At 41.6% G+C, this 19,227-nt stretch carries 15 protein-coding genes and 1 pseudogene; 5 read left to right on the plus strand and 11 right to left on the minus strand.

What is annotated here, in order from left to right; all coding sequences use genetic code 11:
- Window positions 1–32: 32 nt before the first annotated feature.
- Window positions 33–4,622, plus strand: a complete 4,590-nt coding sequence (locus tag AACT52_RS32395; protein ID WP_073634725.1) for an nSTAND1 domain-containing NTPase — start codon at window positions 33–35, stop codon at window positions 4,620–4,622.
- Window positions 4,623–4,699: 77 nt separating this feature from the next.
- Here AACT52_RS32395 and AACT52_RS32400 read toward each other — a convergent pair whose 3' ends face one another.
- Both AACT52_RS32400 and AACT52_RS32405 read right to left on the minus strand, forming a co-directional pair.
- Entirely contained in the window at window positions 4,700–5,083 is a 384-nt protein-coding gene (locus tag AACT52_RS32400; protein ID WP_073634726.1) for a hypothetical protein, read from the minus strand.
- Between the two features lie 55 nt (window positions 5,084–5,138).
- The gene (locus AACT52_RS32405; protein WP_158054860.1) at window positions 5,139–5,279 is read right to left on the minus strand and encodes a hypothetical protein; all 141 of its coding nucleotides are present in this window, start codon (window positions 5,277–5,279) and stop codon (window positions 5,139–5,141) included.
- A 119-nt stretch (window positions 5,280–5,398) separates the two neighbouring features.
- On the opposite strand from AACT52_RS32405, the gene AACT52_RS32410 reads away from it, so the two are divergent.
- From AACT52_RS32410 to AACT52_RS32420, 3 genes are all read left to right on the plus strand, one after another.
- On the plus strand, window positions 5,399–6,844 hold the full coding sequence (locus AACT52_RS32410) for a cytochrome ubiquinol oxidase subunit I (RefSeq protein WP_073634727.1): 1,446 nt from the start codon (window positions 5,399–5,401) through the stop codon (window positions 6,842–6,844).
- A gap of 191 nt (window positions 6,845–7,035) precedes the next feature.
- The gene (gene cydB / locus AACT52_RS32415; protein WP_073634728.1) at window positions 7,036–8,052 is read left to right on the plus strand and encodes a cytochrome d ubiquinol oxidase subunit II; all 1,017 of its coding nucleotides are present in this window, start codon (window positions 7,036–7,038) and stop codon (window positions 8,050–8,052) included.
- Between the two features lie 519 nt (window positions 8,053–8,571).
- Window positions 8,572–10,122: a multicopper oxidase family protein gene (locus tag AACT52_RS32420; RefSeq protein ID WP_073634730.1), complete on the plus strand. Its 1,551-nt coding sequence runs from the start codon at window positions 8,572–8,574 to the stop codon at window positions 10,120–10,122.
- A 117-nt stretch (window positions 10,123–10,239) separates the two neighbouring features.
- Here AACT52_RS32420 and AACT52_RS32425 read toward each other — a convergent pair whose 3' ends face one another.
- The 9 genes and pseudogenes from AACT52_RS32425 to AACT52_RS32465 all read right to left on the minus strand — a co-directional run bounded on the left by AACT52_RS32425 (window position 10,240) and on the right by AACT52_RS32465 (window position 16,925).
- Window positions 10,240–10,389 (minus strand): HNH endonuclease, encoded by a 150-nt coding sequence (locus AACT52_RS32425; protein ID WP_233154131.1) that lies wholly within the window; start codon window positions 10,387–10,389, stop codon window positions 10,240–10,242.
- Window positions 10,390–10,514: 125 nt separating this feature from the next.
- Window positions 10,515–11,513, minus strand: coding sequence for a metal ABC transporter solute-binding protein, Zn/Mn family (locus AACT52_RS32430; protein WP_073634737.1), 999 nt, complete (start codon window positions 11,511–11,513; stop codon window positions 10,515–10,517).
- A 225-nt stretch (window positions 11,514–11,738) separates the two neighbouring features.
- Window positions 11,739–11,954: pseudogene (locus tag AACT52_RS32435) on the minus strand (SCO5389 family protein); the annotation flags it as partial.
- Window positions 11,955–12,120: 166 nt separating this feature from the next.
- Window positions 12,121–13,044: an alpha/beta fold hydrolase gene (locus tag AACT52_RS32440; RefSeq protein ID WP_073634731.1), complete on the minus strand. Its 924-nt coding sequence runs from the start codon at window positions 13,042–13,044 to the stop codon at window positions 12,121–12,123.
- A 125-nt stretch (window positions 13,045–13,169) separates the two neighbouring features.
- Complete coding sequence (locus AACT52_RS32445) at window positions 13,170–13,610, minus strand: SufE family protein (RefSeq protein WP_073634732.1); 441 nt, start codon at window positions 13,608–13,610, stop codon at window positions 13,170–13,172.
- 296 nt (window positions 13,611–13,906) lie between these two features.
- The gene (locus tag AACT52_RS32450) at window positions 13,907–14,275 is read right to left on the minus strand and encodes a hypothetical protein (protein ID WP_073634733.1); all 369 of its coding nucleotides are present in this window, start codon (window positions 14,273–14,275) and stop codon (window positions 13,907–13,909) included.
- A gap of 528 nt (window positions 14,276–14,803) precedes the next feature.
- Window positions 14,804–15,175, minus strand: a complete 372-nt coding sequence (locus AACT52_RS32455) for a hypothetical protein (RefSeq protein ID WP_073634734.1) — start codon at window positions 15,173–15,175, stop codon at window positions 14,804–14,806.
- Between the two features lie 24 nt (window positions 15,176–15,199).
- Window positions 15,200–16,486, minus strand: a complete 1,287-nt coding sequence (locus tag AACT52_RS32460) for a nitroreductase family protein (protein WP_073634735.1) — start codon at window positions 16,484–16,486, stop codon at window positions 15,200–15,202.
- Window positions 16,461–16,925: an ankyrin repeat domain-containing protein gene (locus AACT52_RS32465; RefSeq protein ID WP_073634736.1), complete on the minus strand. Its 465-nt coding sequence runs from the start codon at window positions 16,923–16,925 to the stop codon at window positions 16,461–16,463. Before AACT52_RS32465 ends, AACT52_RS32460 begins: the two co-directional genes overlap by 26 nt.
- 1,171 nt (window positions 16,926–18,096) lie before the next feature.
- Between AACT52_RS32465 and AACT52_RS32470 the strand changes: the two genes are divergently transcribed.
- Window positions 18,097–19,002 (plus strand): DUF4142 domain-containing protein, encoded by a 906-nt coding sequence (locus AACT52_RS32470; RefSeq protein ID WP_233154133.1) that lies wholly within the window; start codon window positions 18,097–18,099, stop codon window positions 19,000–19,002.
- Window positions 19,003–19,227 lie beyond the last annotated feature (225 nt).

Consider the following 19,227-nt stretch of genomic DNA (forward strand, 5'->3'; position numbering starts at 1 on the left):
ACAGTACAAACAAAACTCAGGAGTAAAAAGTAATGGTTTCACTAAATTCGCAACCTCAGATTCAAACAACTCAATGGTTTGACACTACCCATGTTGTTGCGATCGGAATTAACAATTACAACAATGGAGTGCGTTCCCTTGGCAAAGCAGTCAATGATGCTGTTAAAATTGCCGGAATAATTGAAAATCTGAAACCTACAGAGAAAGTCAAGTACTACTTTTCGCTTGCTCCTAAAGGTAATTTTAGTAATGAAGTGGAACCGGAAGTAAGCAGACTTGGTGGCAATACCTACCCCCCTACTAAAAAGGGTTTTTGCGAGTTACTAAGTTATTTGACGGAAACTGTAGGAAAGGAAGATCGCATCATTCTCTACTTTGCAGGTCATGGCATCGCGCTTCCATTTTCTCAAGTTACTTTTTCTCAAGTTACTAAAGATGATCGTAATAGTACGAGCAGTCCATCACAAATGAAGTTAGATGACAAGCCCCAAGGATATCTCCTTTTTCAGGATGCAGTCAAGGGAGATAGAAATACATACATGAAGATGGATGAATTGATTGGATCGCTGCATGAGATTCAATGCCGACACGGTTTAATTATTCTTGACTGTTGTTTTGCAGGTGCCATTGAATGGTCGCTTTACCGGGGAATAACACGGCAAATAGGTGATGATTTAGTTACTCCCTCTATTCTAGATAGATACATTACGAAAAACGCTTGGCAAATCCTAACCTCCTCTAGCGAGAACCAAGTAACCAATGAAGTTCTAAACCGAGAATCCGAGCAATTAGAAATCGATCATCGTGGATCTGGTGAAAATTCTCCATTCGTTATCGCCTTAAGAAAGGCAATAATTGATGGTGAAGCAGATTTGACTCAACCCAAAAGAGGATTTATTCACACAATTCGATTAATTGATTATTTGCGGGAAGAAATTGAAAGCAAATCCATTGAATCTAACAAGCTGCAAACTCCTTGTATATTTCCTTTTCCTTTAAAGCACGAGCAAACGGCTGAGTTTGTGTTTCTTCTTGGCGGAAAGAAGCTGGAAGAAATCAAAAGTGATCTCCCTAAAGATCCAGAGATTGATGAAAAAGATAATCCCTATCTCGGTTTGCTATCCTACTCTACAAATGACAGTAAGATATTCTTTGGACGAAAGCGTTTAATAAACCAGTTGTTTGACTATGTAAAACAAGACGTAAAACAAAACAAATTTCCGCTTACTATTGTTTTGGGAGCATCCGGTTCGGGTAAATCAAGTCTGGTCAAAGCAGGGTTGATTCCCAAAATGTTCCCGAAGCTAGAAAACTCTCAGAATATCCACAAGGGCTGGGTGGAGTTTCGTCCGGGGCTATCGCCTGGAGACAGCTTGGAGCAGGCTCGGAAAGATATTCAAATCGACAGTATTCCCCAGGGGGAAAAACGCTTACTGGTAATCGATCAGTTCGAGGAAGTTGAAACTCAGTGCAAAGACAAGGAACAAAAAAATAAATTTTGGAAAGAACTGATTAAATTAATAACAGAAAATGCAGACAAAATTGATGTCGTTCTGACTTTAAGATCAGATTTTGAAACGACACTGCGTAGTCAATTTGAATATGCTTTTAGGGATAACTCTCAATTCCAAACGGAAACTTCTAACTATTGGGTTGATGCACGATTTACTGTGCCTATGATGGAGCGAGAAGAGCTAGAGGAAGCGATTGAGAAACCTGCTTCAACAAGAGTAGTTTTCTTTGAGGAGAAGAAGGATAATGGTGAACGTACTTTAGTGAAACAACTAAGCCATGAAGTGGCAGGAATGCCAGGAGCATTGCCACTACTTTCAGTTGCCTTACAGAGTATGTATAAAAACTTCGCCCTGCGGTATCTGGAGAGTGTACGCAACGGTGAACCCGTAAAACGAGAAATCACTTGGGAGGACTATGAAAGCCTTGGGGGAGGAGTAGTAGGTTCTCTGACCAAGCGTGCTAACCAATTGTATGAAGAGTTGGTTCAAGATGATGCTTATCGTCACACGGTGCGTAATATAATGTTACGAATGATTTCATTGCAGGGCAATGGGTTAACGCGGCGGCAAGTACCAAGATCTGAACTGAAGTATCCAGATCAAAAAGAAAACGAGCGAGTGGATACAGTCATCGAACGGTTTTCTGAAGCCCGTTTAATCGTTGAAGATTCTAATTCCCAACGTGAGGCTTATGTGGAGCCAGCCCATGATGCTTTGGTGCTGCGGTGGGACAAGTTACTTCTGTGGAAAAGTCAAGACCAAGAAATCTTGTACCTGCAAAGACGTTTAACATCTACTGCCAATGATTGGAAAGAAGATAAAGGATTTCTTTGGACAGAAGAAGAAGGTCGCCTTTCTCGGTTAAAGCTAGTTATTAAGTCTGGTCGAAACTGGTTAAACAAGGTAGAAACAGAGTTTATCAACAAGAGCATCGAGGGGAGGCGCAAGAGACTTGAGGAAAACGAAAAACAACGAGACGAGGCGCTGCAAGGTCAAGTCAGTGCGTTAGCTGCTTTATCTGAAGCCCGTTTTCAAGACGATCAACTTGGAGCATTGATACATATTTTGAAAGCAGCCAGAATATTCCAACAGCTTAGAAATTCCGAATCGCAGTGGATACAAGAAGACATCCGTCTTCGCACTGAGGTAGTCTTGCGGCAAATCCTTTCCAAAGTCAAAGAATTTAATCGTTTGGAGGACAAGGATATACCATTAAACATGGTTGCAGAATTGAGTTTTACTTCCAATAGAGCGATTTTTTTGCTGGATAACCAGGGACGACTTTTAAAATTAGAATTTACTACCGACCAACAACTCATTCTGATGCGGGATAGCCAAAGGATAATTAGATTTTGGCAGTCAGATGGTGCTTTGGTACAGAGAATACCACCAGGTTTTTCCCCAGTAAAATCGAGTTCTGATGGTCATATGATTGCTCACTTCATATATAGAACATCGCAACTTCAACAAGAACCAAAAGCAAACGCTATCAGACTTATGAACCTAGAAGGTAAAGAGGTAATTCTCCAAAACGACGAACGTGATACCTTAAACACATTCGCTTTTAGCCCCAACGGACAGCTTATTGCCTCTGGAGGTTCGTTTGGGGAGTTATACCTTTGGGAAACAGACGGAACGACAATACAACAGACACAAACAGCGGGAAATTCACTGAATGCCATAGATTTTAGTCCAAATGGCGATATGTTTGCTACAGGAAGTAATGATGGAAAAATTAGATTCTGGGATCAAAACGGTAAGTGGCGTACAGCTATAGAAGAAGCCCATAGAGATGCGATTTGGGGGGTCAGTTTCAGCCCTGATGGAGAAACACTAGCTTCAGTGAGTACGGATACAACAGTCAAAATTTGGAAGACAAACGATGCCACCTTATTGACAACCCTTAATGGGCATAGGGATAAAGTGGGTGCAGTTTGTTTCAATTCTGATGGTCAGATACTTGCTTCAGCCAGTAACGATGGAAGTGTCAGGCTTTGGAGACCAAATGGCAGTAAGCTCAAAGGCTTAGACGACCATCATACTGGCTCAGTTTATGCCGTAAGGTTTAACCCTAAGCAACCGATGATTGCCACGACAAGTGGGCAGGGGCAATTAATACTTTGGAGTCAAGACGGGAGGTTATTAAGAAATTGGGGAAAAGGACATAATGGAACTATTACCGCATTAGATTTTAGCCCCAATGGCAGAATGTTTGTAACGGCTGCTGGAGATAGAGAAGTTAAAGTTTGGAAATTAGATGATGATAAAGATAAGCAAGATTTTCACGCGCATAATTTAGGCAACCATACAGGCGAAAGTTATCTGCCAACAGTTTTTGGAGTGAGTTTTAGTTCTGACAACCAAACCATTTTACTTGGGAGCGGCAGCCAAGACCGGAAAGGATATCTAGAACTTTGTGATTCTGAAAGTAAATTGTGCAGAATTATTGCAGAGTATGATTATCAAGTATTGTCTGTTTGTTTTAGCCCAGATGGTCAGATGTTTGCTTTGGGTAAAGGAGATGGAAGTGTTGAACTCTGGAGAAAGGAAGAAGACAACTTCAAATTGCTAAGAAACTTTAAGCAGCATGATAATTTAGTTCTTGTAGTTTGTTTCAGCCCAGATGGTAACTTCTTAGCAACAGGGAGTGCTGATAAAACCGTCAAGCTATGGCAAATAGATAACATTTTGAACAATACGAACAGCACAACTGTTACTCCGACCAAGATTTTTGCACATACAGACCAAGTAACTGCTGTTCGTTTTAGCCCAAATGGTGATATGATTGCCACAGCTAGTTATGATAAGACAGTCAAACTCTGGAATCTAGACGGCACTTTGAAAAAAACTTTACACGGACATAATGACCAGGTTAATGCACTAGATTTTAGTCCTGACGGTCAGACTCTTGCCTCAGCAAGCAATGACAAGATAGCCATTTTATGGAATTTGAAGCTAGAGTTAGGGCTAGATCAACTAATTGATTATGGATGCGAATGGATTTCAGGCTACTTGACGAATAATCCCAATGTGAGTGAGGACGCTCGCCAAGTTCTCTCTCCAGAAAATTTCCCCAATCTGAAATACGATTCCCAGAAGTGGATTTAGTGCTTCTTGTGGTTATCTTGCCAAAATATGAATTAAGGTATAAGGTTCCTCGTAAAAGGAGCTTTTTTCAACAGCAATTACTCTAGGGGAATACCAAACCATCCTCCTGTATCACCTCCTGCCCAACAGTCTCCCTGACAAACGGAGAAATTTTCGTCTGCCAGTCGCTTAAACTCCTCTACAGCACTGATATCTTGTTCCTCATAGCCCGCAGGGTGAAAAATTCTGCCAATGTATTTTCCTTGTAAACGAATTTGTCCAATGACATAAATGCCTTCTTCAACGCTGTAAACGCCCTGACTAGCATTGTGGGAGTAAATTGCAATATAACCTCCATCATTGCCTCGATAGCGATTGACCGTTGGCAAAATGCGCTCTTGGTAGCCCGGTACGGGATGATTGATGACACCTCCCTCACCTACATATACTCGGAAATCTTCAGAAAGTATCCGGTTTTCCATCCAATTTTCCCAATCAATGTTGTTTTTTATCCTAGCCCAGTAACGCACCGCAAGCCTAGTAGGGTGTGATAGTCAAAATTAAAAACCGAATGTCAGTAAGAGCGATCGCCATCTGTGTGACGATGTACCACCAACCGCCGTAAATCTCGACAAGTAAGGTAATCGCCAGCCTTAAGAAAATATCACGCTGATGCACAAGTCAACTACGTCTTGTCAAACCTTAAAACTTTCTCAAAAAACGCACTGTCAAGGATTGTTGCAATACTATACAAGGGAATCTATCCGTAGATTTTGCCTAATTATAGGGGGATAGCTGTGGAATTTTTGTCGGATTCTGTTGTGTTATCACGTATGCAGTTTGCTCTAACTGCATTATTCCATATGCTCTGGCCCGTCCTCACCACAGGTATGGGAATTTACCTGGTTATTGTTGAAGGAGTGTGGCTCAAGACTCGTAACCCTGATTACTACCTTCATGCCCGCTTTTGGTCTAAGTTCTACGTCCTGAACTTTGGGATTGGTGTCGCAACGGGCATCCCAATGGAGTTTCAATTTGGCACCAATTGGTCACGCTTTTCAGAAGCAGTTGGCAACTTTTTTGGTAGTGTCATTGGGTTTGAAGCTTCTTGGGCATTTATGCTAGAAGCCGCTTTCCTTGGCATTATGCTATTTGGTTGGGAGCGTGTCAATCCCATAATTCACTATCTCTCCAGCATCCTTGTTGCAGTTGGCGCAAACTTATCAACGCTGTGGATTTTAACAGCCAATTCTTGGATGCAAACCCCAGCAGGTGGGGAACTCGTTAATGGCAAGTTTGTTGTCCATGATTACTTTGCGGCGATCGCCAACCCCTTCATGAAGAACAGTGTTCTCCATATGTTCTTTGCCACATTGGAGACTTCGTTGTTTGTGATTGGTGGGATTAGCGCCTGGTACATTCTCAATCGTCGCCACGAAGCCTTCTTTTCTAAGTCTTTGAAGATTGCTTTAGCTGCGGCGATCGCCGTTGCTCCATTGCAGATTTATATCGGACATTTAAGTGGAGAACAAGTCTATCAGTATCAGCCTTCAAAACTAGCCGCAATGGAGGCGCAATGGGAGACAACACCCGCAGGACAGCCTGCAGATTGGAGCTTACTGGCTATACCCAACGACAAAGCACAGAAAAATGACTGGGAAATTACCGTTCCCAATGCCCTAGGATACATTCTGGAATTCAAGAAAAATCTCACCTACCCAGTACGCGGATTGAGTGAGTGGAAACCAGAAGACCGTCCTCACATGATTGGTTTAATTTACTACGCTTTCCGCACCATGATTGCGATTGGATTTTTCTTCGCGGGATTGATGCTGTTGAGCGTTTTGCAGTGGTTGCGCGGTAAACTTTCAGCGGAAAATATTGGTCAGCAGCGTTGGCTGATGCGTGGTTGGGTTTTTGCAGCTCCTCTAGGATACATCGCCGTAGACTCAGGCTGGATTGTGCGTTGTGTTGGACGACAACCGTGGATTCTCTACGGACAAATTCGCACCGTTGACGGGGCATCTAATCTACCTGCAAGTAATGTTTTAGTCTCACTCACTAGCTTTGCTGTCGTCTACAGCATTTTGTTTGTTGGGGTTTTGTACTTTGGCAGCCGCATTATTCGTAGGGGTCCCAATCTAGAACTCCCGGTACCAGGAGTGGAACCGGATAGACCTGCAATAGATACGACTCCAGGAGAGTTTGTTCCAGACGAGCGTCCTCTCGAAGCACAACAATAAACAAAAGTCAAGAGTCAGTCATTTTGGCAAGCATCCTAGCGTAGTAGTCTGTGTGATTAATTGTGATGCATTTGTAAATTACAGAAATTTTGTAGAGACGTTGCATGCAACGTCTCTACAACCCGGCAAAATTAATGACATGAAGTACTAGTGCTAGGTGCAAATAAAGGCACATCACCCAAAGAGGTTGTATGGAGACGCTAGAGTATTTTCTGCCGCAGGTATGGTTCGTCATTTTAGCTCTGTTCTTGTTCCTCTATGTGATGCTTGATGGATTTGACTTAGGAGTGGGCATCTTATCTCTAACTTCACAAGATGAAGAACGCCGCAGCATCTTAATGACCAGCTTGAGCAACATTTGGGATGCCAATGAAACCTGGCTGGTTCTCATGGCTGGGGGTCTTTTTGGAGCATTTCCCTTAGCTTATGGCACAATTCTCAACGCGCTGTACATCCCAATTCTCACGATGGTGTTTGGGTTCATATTTCGTGCTGTAGCGTTTGAGTTCCGAGAGCTAGCCAACCGAAAATTCTTTTGGAATTTCGCCTTTGGTGCTGGGAGTTTTGTCGCCGCACTCGGTCAAGGTTTCGCCCTTGGTGCTGTGTTAAAAGGGATTCCAGTTGATGAGACAGGTCACTTTATTGGGACATCTTGGGACTGGCTGAGCTGGCAAACAGTGCTGGTGGCTCTAACTTTAATTCAAGCATATGTCCTCATTGGCTCAACTTATCTTGTTTGGAAAACGACAGGCGAGCTGCAAACAACTCACTATAGAACTGCCAAAATTGCGGCTTTGACAACGCTCATTGGTGCCATTTTCATCACAATTACAACACCAATATTTTATGAAAGCGTCAGGGCTCGCTTGTTTCAGCCACCCCTCGTTTATATCTTTGCTGTCATTCCCATACTGGGAGTTCTGCTGATTTGGCAACTTCTCCAAAGCCTAAATCGTAAAGAAGAAAGAGCGCCCTTTGTCTGGACAATTCTTCTTTTCGTTCTCACATTCCTGGGACTAGGGTTAATTGTTTTCCCCTATATCATTCCCACGCAGATCACCATTTATGAAGCATCTGCTGATCCCAGTTCGCTGGTGATCATGATTATCTTCATTGGCTTCCTCATCCCCGTTATGCTGTTCTACAACCTTTACCAGTACATTGTTTTCCGGGGCAAAGTGACTGACGGCCATTACGGAGGCGAGTAATACGCGCGTTGCGTTCAAAACCTCTCTCCGAAGTTCGGAGAGGGTTGCCCGTAAGGGCGGGGTGATGCTTCATTGGTTGCAAAAAAGGTGATTTTTTATTTTTTAAACAACTAATAATCAAAATAAATTAAACTTATTTACTTCGCTGTAGGATTATTTATTATCAATCAACATTTGACAAAATATTATTTATATTTCTTAGATATTTTTCAATCAGTAGCGTTTTTCATCCTATAAAAAATAAGCGTTATTTGTAGAAAAGAGTTGTATAAATAGCTTTGAAACCACAGCATACTTTTTCCCACTACTTTTCCAATAAACACAAGCAAAAATTAAAACAGGGATAAAAATTGAAATTTTATCAAAACTTGTTATTTGTAAAATCTTTGCCAAGTTAGTAGTTTTACCTGAAAACAAAAATTTATATTTTGCTATATTTATTCTGAAATATTTACATAAATTCCTGAATAGTTTTGAACTAGTCAAATTTATACAGGTTCTTAACCAACAAACTTGATCATGAAAAAAATCAGCAGACGCCAAGCGCTAAAGATGGCAGCGCTTGCAGGAGGTTCTATTGTACTTCCTGTAGGACTTCAGTATCGCGGATACGCTCAAAGAGCCAATGATCCAGTTCAGCCATTTACACTTGGGTTCCGCACACCACCAGTGTTAAGTCCTGTACGCAGCGATGCAACAACTGATTACTACCAAATCACCATGCAGACAGCTCAAGTAGGAATTCTACCAGGGCAAACGACGGAGATTTGGGGCTATAACGGTATATTTCCCGGACCGACAATTAAACAGCGTAAAAATCGACAATCAGTTGTGCGGTTTATCAATAATATTGCTATCAAACAACGTAGCAATCGACTATCTATGTGGTTTCCCAAGACTCTTAGTGTAAACACCTCAGTCCACGTACATGGAATGCCATCGCAACCCCAGTACGATGGCTACGCTAGGGATTTTGTTTCTACGGGGTACTACAAGGATTATGTCTATCCCAACACTAACGCCGCTACTTTGTGGTACCACGACCATGCTCATGGTAGAACTTCGCAAAATATTTATATGGGCTTGGCTGGAATGTACATAGTTCAAGATGACGATGAACTTAATTTGCCACTTCCTAAAGGAGATTATGATGTCCCTTTGATCATTCACGATAAGCAATTCGCGTCTGATAATTCACTCATTTTTGATGACCAAGCTCATGTGCGCCTAATGGGCGATGTCATTACAGTCAATGGTGTGCCTTGGCCCCGCATGGAAGTGGCTAACCGCAAATACCGCTTCCGGGTGTTAAACGCATCCATTTCCCGTTCTTACAGACTCGCTCTTAGTACTGGTGAAGACTTGATTGTAATTGGTACTGATGGTGGATTGATGTCTGCACCAGTAAATACTAAAGATATGCGTATTGCAACGGGAGAGCGTTATGAGTTGATTATCGATTTTTCTAAATATCCTATAGGAACTCAGATAGTACTGCAAAATCTGGGACTCCCTAATAACGATAATTTCACCCACACAGATAAAATTATGCGCTTTGACGTGGTGCGCGCCGAGAGCGATGACAGCTTTGTTCCCAGCACACTACGCAATATTGAATTTATACCAGAATCTTCAGCTGTACGAACTCGCGACTTCACCATCGAGCAGAGAAGTGCTGATCAATTGTGGGTGATTAACAACAATGGATGGGACCGAAATCGAGTGGATGCAAATCCTCAACTCGAAGACGTGGAAATATGGACATTTAACGACACCGCAAATATCTCGTTTCATCCAATGCACCTTCACCTCATTGATGGTCGAATACTTGACCGTAATGGTCAACCACCTTTTCCTTATGAGCGTGGCTTGAAGGATGTTTTCTACGTTGGTGAAAACGAGAGAGTACGGGTGATTGGAAAGTTTAGACCTCATACGGGTAGGTATATGTTCCATTGCCACAACATAGTTCACGAAGACCACGATATGATGAGTCAGTTTGAAGTGGGGCAAGGTGGGGTAGATCCAATGTCAGCTCCGGCGAAACCTCTTCCAGCACCACCGCTTTAAGCTCTTCTACGATGCACTTTCACCCGTTTATTGGGGTCTTGCTTGCTCACCCAAGAGAGGAATTTGTGCATTTGCGGCTCATTTTTTAGCTTCGACCGCGAGTTCAATTCCTGTGAATCAGCGTGTATTATCGTACAGGGTGTGAATCTGCTTATGGCAGGCAGAACAGATATTTATTTTCGGTCCATGATGACCCTTTTTCTGCCTAGGAATCAGATGGTGAACAGTTAATGGTTCCACTTCTCTTTCACACAACTCGCAAGTCATGTTGTTAACCTAATACTACTGATACTATTTGTATTATTACGTAATATTCACATGGTAATGGTGGGATATCCCATCAACCATTACCGATTACCGAATTTTCCAATAGTTATTAGTATTGGTATTGACTACTTCGAGAGTATTGGCTCAAATATCAGATATGTCCCCCCCAACCCTTCTACAATTGTGCGTGTATTAGCAACCATCATTTTTTGATATGTGTCCGCTTCGCTTCCTGGGGCACCTAAGTTATCAGCAAATAGCTTCCTTTCTGACAGTTTTACTTTTGTGTCTTTGGCGACAGATTTCATGAAATCAGGGTTATTTGTTGTTTCTAAAAAAAGTGTTGGAACCCCAGATTGTTTGATGTATCTTGTCAGTGCTTTTACTCGGGTCGCAGTAGGTTTAGACTGTTCACTAACACCTTCCGAAGCAGCTGCATATGAAAGACCGTAAGCTTTGGCATAATAACCCATTGCATCGAGGGTTGTGACTAATTCGCGTTGTTTGGCGGGAACGCTACCAATTCTTGACTTAATCCAAGCATCCAATTTGGTGAGTTCATTTTTGACTTTTTGCGCGTTGCTGGTGTAAAGCGATGCATTTTCTGGTATTGCTTTACCCAGGTTACTGCTAATGATCTCTACCATCCTGATACCATTGTTAGCATTGTGCCAAATGTAAGGATCTGGTACTGTGTTGCCATCTGCTCTAAACTCTAGTGGTTGAGGAACAGCACGTTGACCAACTGCGATTTTAGGGACACTGTTTTTGCTCCCTTTCATTAACTTGAGCAAACTAGGTTCTAAATTGTACCCAGTGAAAAGAATCAATTTAGCTTGCTCAATGGCTTGCCGATCTTCTGGTTTTGGTTGATAAAGGTAGGGATTTGTATCAGGGGGAATTAAGCAGGTGAGATTAATTGTCTCCTGTGCAATCTGTTTGGTTAAGTCGCATAATACGCTTGTCGTTACCACGACTTTAGGAAGATTACTGTTGAGTTCAGAAACAGTCGCAGTAGAAGAAGTGTTGGCTACACTACCCAGATTCTGACACCCGAACAAGCCAATAGTAAGAGCGACGAGAGCAGTACGTAATGGTAGGGTTAATCGTAATTTTTTTGACATAAAAACTTCTATGAGCATAAACACAATAATGATGGCGGATATTGCTTATACGGGTTGTTTTCGCCAGCGATATTGTGGATCTTTAGGCAATTATAGAAAAATTTTCACCAAGAAACCCCCCTTTTTCCCTATCCCCGCCAACTCCCCGTTATAGGGACAGACAAGGAAAAACTTTTTAGTGGGAAGATGAAAGGGAGGTGTCGCGGCTTTATTGTTCGGGTAGTTTTACAGAAAGTCTACTAATTCCGGTGTTTGGTTAAGAATTTGACTTTCGATAGAGATAAAGTTTTGGTAAGCAGTCGAATTTAATCCATTTAGATGAAATGCAGCAACGTTGTGACAATTTTGAAATGCCAATTTAATACCAAAATAACGCTCAACTCCTCCACGAATAGCATCTCCACCCATCATCCGCAATAATTGAGCGCGTGCTTTTTCACTTGGTGGCCCGCCCGGTTTGCTCGCTCTCCAACCACTGTTTAATGAGTCTCAGCAGTAAAGAACCAATGATGTCTTGGGTAATGTCAAACCGGGCTGGAGAGTATTGATTAATACTAAATTTGTTCGTCACGTTCTAGGTGTGTATATCATAATTGCTGCTAGTACATTACGACAAAGATGATTCGCTAGACAACAAAAAATCTCGAACCGCTTCAACCACAGCCTGTGGGTATTCCTCATGCATTCCCAACGAACCAGGAAGAACTGCTGTTTGTACTCCCGGTAAAGTTGCCAAAGCATCCATTTCAGCACGAGATTTCGCAGGGCAGGATTCTCCAATAACAACTTTCAACGGTACAGACAAACCCCGAGCAAGCGCTAGAAAATCAGCTTGGTTGTCTACAGCATCGAGGGTACCGGTGACAAACGCCGCCGGAGCATATCTTCCCCCTGGCTGTTGTGTATTGCGCCATTTATGCTGGATGAAGTCGGGTGTGAGTTTTGCCGCATCTACGTAGACGTGGCGACGATACATAAAATTGAGGAAAGAGGGTAAGGTGTTGAGCTTGTAAAGAATTTGACCAACAAAAGGCGATCGCACCAACTCTCTAACTGTCCCAGTGATTTGCTGATTCAGTCCCATAACCCGTAACGGACCGCGCCAAGTCGGAGCTACCAATACTATACGGGAAAATACGGAAGGTATTTTATTTGCGAGTTGCAGAACATAAGCTGCGCTATGACCAGCCGCAACCACTGCTACTGGCGTCTTTATTACAGATGCGACGAAACCTTCCAGAAAGTCATGATACAAAGCTGGTCCGTAATTTACTGCAAGGCGTGAAGATTGCCCAAAACCAGGCCAATCTACTGCGACTACTTCAAAATTGGGAGAAAGCAATTTGCCTATTTCGCCCATTTCTGAGCGCGTAGAAACGGTACTGAAAGCTGGGAGTAGCAAAAGCTGCGTACCTTTTCCTAAACTTTCATAGACAACGCGCAATTGCTGGTTTTCCCAGTTCCAAAAATATTCTTGAACAACTCCACCAATCTCACTATAGGGAGATGCAGATAATAAATTGGTTGACATGACAAAACATTTTCTTATGAGGTTTGGCTATTTCAGTTTTCTAGTGAGTCAATAGTCCGGAGTCCATAGTCTATCATCCATAGTTTTCTACTATTGACTATTGACTATTGACTATTAACTATATGTTAGCCATTAGCGATTAACTGAGATTCCAACGCTTTTTTTTGCATGGTTTTAAAAATGTTGTAGAATCCATTAGCTCGCGAGGGCGTCAGGCTGACATTTAAACCTGTTTCTTGAATAAAATCTGGAGTCAATTGCACAATTTCATCAGAGGTTAGTCCATTTAACCCTTCGACCAAAAGCCCGACTAATCCTTTGGTTAATTGAGAATCCGAGTCCCCCTGGAATATGACTTTACCGTCTTCTAGAGTCGCTGTGACATAAACTTGGGAAGCGCAGCCAGAAACTTTGTTTTCTGCTACTTTGTCAGCTTCTGGAAACTCCTTGAGCCGCTGACCATACCAAATGAGCTGTTCGTAACGTCGCTTTGGGTCAGAGGCTCGTTGGAAGCGTTGGACAATTTTAGCAAGATTTGGTGGCAAGGAATCAATAGTAGAGGACATAACAGAGGTAGGAACTATGAATCTACATCACCTTGAGTTTAAATTATCTTCACGATGATTGCTTCTTTACCTCTTAAGAGCGTATCAGCAGGAGTATCACAGTTAGTTGCCTTTTACTATAAATTGTCAATTTTGGTCATATTTTAGGAGTCGGCGTTATCTTGGGGCTGCATAGCCTTGGTAAGCTGTAGGTTTTTGCTGAACTTAAAACTCGTTTGATTGTTTTTTTGCACACAACAAAGAGCCAGAAAACATAATTTCTGGCTCTTTCTATAGTAATTTTCCTCGCTTGTTCACTATCCTGCTACAGGAGCAAGACCTCGCATTTGACGAATACCATTGATGCAGGCTACGCAATCACAGCCATATTTGGCTATGGCTGCTTCGCTTTCTTCATCAGTGAATTGCAGTTCTTCGGCGATGAGATTTTGATTGCCTTGTTGTGGTGCTGCAAATTCTACAACAGAGGAACCAGAAGCGTTGTTAACCCGCGAACATGTTAGACGAGGAGTTGGTTTGTGAGGGGAACTTGTGCAGGAGAGATTGTTGGTGGCTGGATTCACTGTTTGATTTGCTCTAGCTGGTTGGCTCATCATTGCCAAAGACAGCATAGAAGCAAACAGTACTGGACTAGAAAGCAAGGTGAAGACAAATTTTCTGTTCATCTGCTTAAAAATATCTGTAACTACAGAAGGTATGGCTTTAATGTTTTCACATCTTTTGGTTGGTATTCAGTAAATTTTGTGCAAAGTTGCGTCATGATATTGCAGATAGTACTAACAAAGTAGCCATTATTCTACCAGAAGCGATTTGTCGCGTCCAGAAAAAGGCAAGACGAATAAAGAGGTAGATGCAGCCAAGGAGAAACACTTGACACGAAAAATGAAACTGTTATCTCGTCTTTTTTTACTCGCTCTTGCGTTCAAACTTACTTTGTTTGATGTAAATGAGTCTTCACTGCAATTTTGAACTACCTTTAACCAAATGGAGAAATACGTAACATAGTAAGTCAAAGTTATTGACTGAGTTAGCATGAGCTAAGTTCCTGACTCAGGCGAAGTCAGTCAAAATCTCAGCATCCAACCAAATGTAGTTATTAATAATAAAGACAAGTGTGTTTTAAGCAGTTGATTGTACGCCAAGAATATGTTGAGTAGATCCCGCAAATTAAGAACGCAGGCTGTATTGCAAACTTAAGCCAGATCTTGGTAAACTGAGAGCTCATCAACTCTCATTTCAAAAGGCATTCCTTGACCTTTGGGAGGACAGAGACGAATTTTTGCACTGCTGACAAGTGTATGTAGCAATGCAGCCATCGTCACAAGTTTCTGTAACATACGCCAGTTTGTCACTTGGTCTGGACATTCAATAACCAAGGTTAAAGTACTGGCGTGCGTGGTTACGTACCACCGACAATTAGACAATAAATCTTGGATAGTGCGATCGCACCCTTCGTAAAAGTATCTACTAATAGAATACTCGAGTTGCTGCCGCAGGATAATATCTGCTGATGTAGCTTGAACAGGGCGTGAATCCTCTTCGTGAAAAAAATGTTTGCTCTTCATCTCCTTGTCTCTCGATTACTCTAACTATTTTCCAATGACCATTGCATAGAGTACGTCTTTCTTTGTTTCTAAAAATTCCTGAGTTTCGTCATCATAGAAAGCACCAATACCGCTACACTGAATATCCCAATAGTTGCTGAATAAATACACTCTCTGTCCCAAAAAACCAGCAACTTGCATCGCCGTTTGATAATTGCTGTAGTTAGAAACAAAAAATAAAGTTACAGCACTATCTCTAGCAAGGGCTTGATTCACACACAAGTAACCCACCTTGTCATTGAAATTTCCTGCTTTAACCAGACGCTTTCCTTGATATAAGCCAGGCAATATTCCCTCAACTCGGTGAATAACAGAGTAAATTTCTATGTCCTCGAAATTTTCTGTTGGTATCGGTTTTTGTACTTCCTGTAAGATATTCCAGAAATCTTTCGCAGAGATAGACTTTTTCTGAAAACGCCTGATTGAGCGTCTGTTCCAAACAGTTTGGTAAAATCTTTCCTTGTCAAAGTCAAACTGCGGATACTCTAGTTGTTTTTGGGAACTCCCAGAAGTAGCAGTTGCTTGATAGCCATCTTCAATAAATTGATTAGCTTCAAAATAATCAGTTCCGCAAACGAAAGGTACTTTCAGCCTTAAACGTCTGACTTTCTTTTCTTGGAACTCACCAGAGATGGCACAAGCAGTAATAAACTCTTTATTCTCAAAGCCTAAATCAGCATTGAGAGCGAGTTTATCAAAATCAAACAATAATTGTAGATTTCTATTGTGTAGATAAGTTGAGGCTGCAATAGCGCCTAGATGGTGCCCGCTATCTAAACAGCAATACCTCACACTCCTTTCTTTATATTTCCAACTAGACCTATAATAAACGCAACTGATTAAAAAAATGAATCCGATGATACGATTATTAGCTAATATGTAACTCTCTAATCCATCATCAATCAATTCATAAATGAGTGTTAGACAATTATTTGCAACTTCTAGATGATAGATACCATCTACTATCCCCTCTATCCCTCGAATTTGTACATAAACTTCAGTAGGATAGAGAGCGCCAGCGGATGGATTGACTCGCAGCTTATATGGTTCATCTTGATAATATTTTTCAAAAGTAATAGCACTGGTTAGCCAAAGAAATGAATGAATAGGATTCTTGACATTTAATTTCAATCTCCTATAAAACTTTGGATAGAATTTAAACGGTGATGGTTGGGTAGATGCATCCACATAATTAGGATCGAGCATCACTGATAGGTAAGAATGCTTTGTAGAGTCGTGGTAAGTTTTACCTACTTTTTGGCTTGGTTGCATCTTTAAGTATTCTTAAAACTTCTATGGTGCTGGCAAAATCTATAGCTGTAAAATCGTCTAAGTTCTTCAACTCTAGGTTAGGATGATGCTTTAATAGCAGCTTGACAACTTCTAGTTTCCCAGCTGATGCTGCGTACATTAAAACAGTTGCGCCGTTATCATTTTGGTTATCAATATTAATGTTTGCCCTTATCAACAAATCAATTAAATCGTAGTGGTTGCCAAAACAAGCAAACCACAAAGCATTATTACCGTCATTGTTTCTAGCATTAATATCAACACCTACGTCAATCAGTTCTTGAACGACTGAGTAGACGCCTTCTCTTGTGGCTTTCATCAATGCTGTATCGCCATTCTCACCCCGGCAATTTAAATTTTGAATATTGTACGCTTTTGCGATAAGCCATTGGGTTGTTGTCTCACTTAAATGTTCCTTCATAAGGATTCCATAAATTTGCTTTTATAAACCCGTTTTCTTATGGAAATCAGGTTTTTATCTTGTAGCTTCGCTTTTCTGGTTAGCCTGTTAACCTATATGAGTACCCTTTATTGCTGTTTTCTCTGGTTTTTGTGCATGATGAAAACTACTTCAGCCTCAATTTCGTCTACGCAATCACAAGCCTCTATAGCTACTTTTAAATCAGTACCATAAAGAGCAGAATTGCATTCGCCGTTTCAAGAAGCGGTTACGGAAAATAGACCTTTATTTCAGGCAATCTTGAATAGATTTCTTGCAAAAATCCGGTCATGGGCTATTTGGAACCGCAGACGTACAAGAGATGCACGACGCAGATAATTCATCTGTGTATATCTGTCCCTTCGCTTCGCTCGAGGGCAAGGTTTCTCTGTGGTTTCATATACAAAAAAATTGACTTTTGTAAGAGGTCTAATCTATTTCTTACATACACTCTTACATACAGAAATCCGGCTTGTTTTTGGGAAAAGACTTACGCTCTTTTCACTCATTCTTGCTGTTGAGATATCTTGCTTTATCCCAAATTTTCTGGTATGGCAGGATTAAGACCTGTATGTCTTACACAAATCTATTATTGCTTTTTGCAGCAATAATTTTGCTTAACTATAATATTACCATATTTATAATTTTTAACTATTAATTTTAATATTTTTTATATTCTTTCATAAAAAAATAACTTCGGTAAGTGAAAGTAATTATTTATGCTTTTAATTCTTGTCTGTTAGCAAAGAAACGAAAAGAGCTAGGAGATAGTTACAAGCGTTGTGAATTTGGTTTAGCTAGCATTTACCTTGATTGCTGATCACCGCACTTTGCAATAGCCATAAAGTACCTCTACAGATGGAAGCGGAGGATATTCCTGAGGTAGAAGTTTGAAAAAGCTACAGTAGTTACCTTTTCATAAGAAGCAAATTAAGCTCAAGCCTGCCTTAACGACTCAACGGCAAGGAGGCTTGACCTGAATGCTCTCTATACCTGTTTTTGTGCGAGGAATACCGTTAGAAGCAAAGCATCGTCAAAGTTCCTATAAAACTGATTTTTGGAACATACCTTGCTCTGAATCTCCTCCAGGAGTGCTCAGGAGTAGAAATCATCACCATTTTTCAAAGATTTAAACACACAGGTATTAATGAATATGGACAATCACACACACACACAGTTGATGAAAAAATTTATTAGCAGCTTGGTAGGAGTGGCTGGCGTAAGTAGCTTAATCGTTTTCCCAGGAATCGTACAAGCCAACATCAACTCTAGTTCTTCCAATAGTTCTAGTCAGTCCATCCTTTCCCAGAATACGCCAGGGACAACGAGTCCTTCTGGTGGTACCACGCCTTCTGGTGGTGCTACGTCTTCTCCTGGCGGCACGAGTTCTAATCGTTCGCTCACTGCTGTGGATAAACAATTTATCACCAAGGCAGCGCAAAGTGACCAGACAGAGATCCAAACAAGTCAACTGGCACTTAAACGGTCTCAAAACGAAGAAGTGAGAAGCTTTGCAGAGCGCATGATTCAAGAACATACAACTTCGAGCCAACAACTGACGCCCATAGCCCAGCAAAAGGGTTTTACACCACCAAAAGACATCGGCAAGGAAAACAGAGCTTTATTGACGAAACTGAGCAACCTAAAAGGTACAGAGTTTGACCGAGCATATATGCAAGGGCAGGCTCAAGCTCATGCCAAAACTCTGGCTAATTACCAAAATTACCTCAAACAGGGACAAGATCCTGATCTGAGAGCGTTTGCAACTCAGTTTGCTCCAATCGTCGCCGATCACCTACAAATGGCACAGAACATGGCAAAAGGCTCGGGAACTACCGGTTCAAGCGGTGGACATTCTGGCTCTGGACATTCTGGTTCTGGCACTTCTGGCACTTCTGGCACTTCCGGTACTTCTGGTACTTCTGGCACTTCTGGCACTTCCGGTACTTCTGGTACTTCTGGCACTTCTGGCACTTCCGGTACTTCTGGTACTTCTGGCACTTCTGGCACTTCCGGTTCCGGTACTTCTGGCACAACAGTTCCTGGCTCGGGACGTTAACCATTACTATAACGATACGGTGCGTACTGTCTCAATACCGTTAAGTTAAGGGTTATTTGTGACAATTCCATGCTTGTAGAGACGTAGCATGCTACGTCTCTACATTCTCCACATAGGTCAGAAGACAGTGCAAACTATGTTATCACCAACCGTATTGGCTACTGTCTATTTATTCAACTACCCCAGGCTGGCAAGCCCTCGCGGTGGGGATTGCTAAGACCACTT

This window comes from Scytonema sp. HK-05 (assembly GCF_963872035.1).
Taxonomy (GTDB): Bacteria; Cyanobacteriota; Cyanobacteriia; order Cyanobacteriales; family Nostocaceae; genus Kalymmatonema.

Excerpts from the sequence above, each read along its gene's own strand:
- AACT52_RS32455 (WP_073634734.1), bottom strand. The coding sequence starts at position 15,175 with ATGAAGAGCAAACATTTTTTTCACGAAGAGGATTCACGCCCTGTTCAA.
- AACT52_RS32445 (WP_073634732.1), bottom strand. The coding sequence starts at position 13,610 with ATGTCCTCTACTATTGATTCCTTGCCACCAAATCTTGCTAAAATTGTC.
- AACT52_RS32470 (WP_233154133.1), top strand. The coding sequence starts at position 18,097 with ATGGACAATCACACACACACACAGTTGATGAAAAAATTTATTAGCAGC.
- AACT52_RS32400 (WP_073634726.1), bottom strand. The coding sequence starts at position 5,083 with ATGGAAAACCGGATACTTTCTGAAGATTTCCGAGTATATGTAGGTGAG.
- AACT52_RS32440 (WP_073634731.1), bottom strand. The coding sequence starts at position 13,044 with ATGTCAACCAATTTATTATCTGCATCTCCCTATAGTGAGATTGGTGGA.
- AACT52_RS32465 (WP_073634736.1), bottom strand. The coding sequence starts at position 16,925 with ATGAAGGAACATTTAAGTGAGACAACAACCCAATGGCTTATCGCAAAA.
- AACT52_RS32420 (WP_073634730.1), top strand. The coding sequence starts at position 8,572 with ATGAAAAAAATCAGCAGACGCCAAGCGCTAAAGATGGCAGCGCTTGCA.
- AACT52_RS32430 (WP_073634737.1), bottom strand. The coding sequence starts at position 11,513 with ATGTCAAAAAAATTACGATTAACCCTACCATTACGTACTGCTCTCGTC.
- cydB (WP_073634728.1), top strand. The coding sequence starts at position 7,036 with ATGGAGACGCTAGAGTATTTTCTGCCGCAGGTATGGTTCGTCATTTTA.
- AACT52_RS32395 (WP_073634725.1), top strand. The coding sequence starts at position 33 with ATGGTTTCACTAAATTCGCAACCTCAGATTCAAACAACTCAATGGTTT.
- AACT52_RS32460 (WP_073634735.1), bottom strand. The coding sequence starts at position 16,486 with ATGCAACCAAGCCAAAAAGTAGGTAAAACTTACCACGACTCTACAAAG.
- AACT52_RS32450 (WP_073634733.1), bottom strand. The coding sequence starts at position 14,275 with ATGAACAGAAAATTTGTCTTCACCTTGCTTTCTAGTCCAGTACTGTTT.
- AACT52_RS32425 (WP_233154131.1), bottom strand. The coding sequence starts at position 10,389 with ATGACTTGCGAGTTGTGTGAAAGAGAAGTGGAACCATTAACTGTTCAC.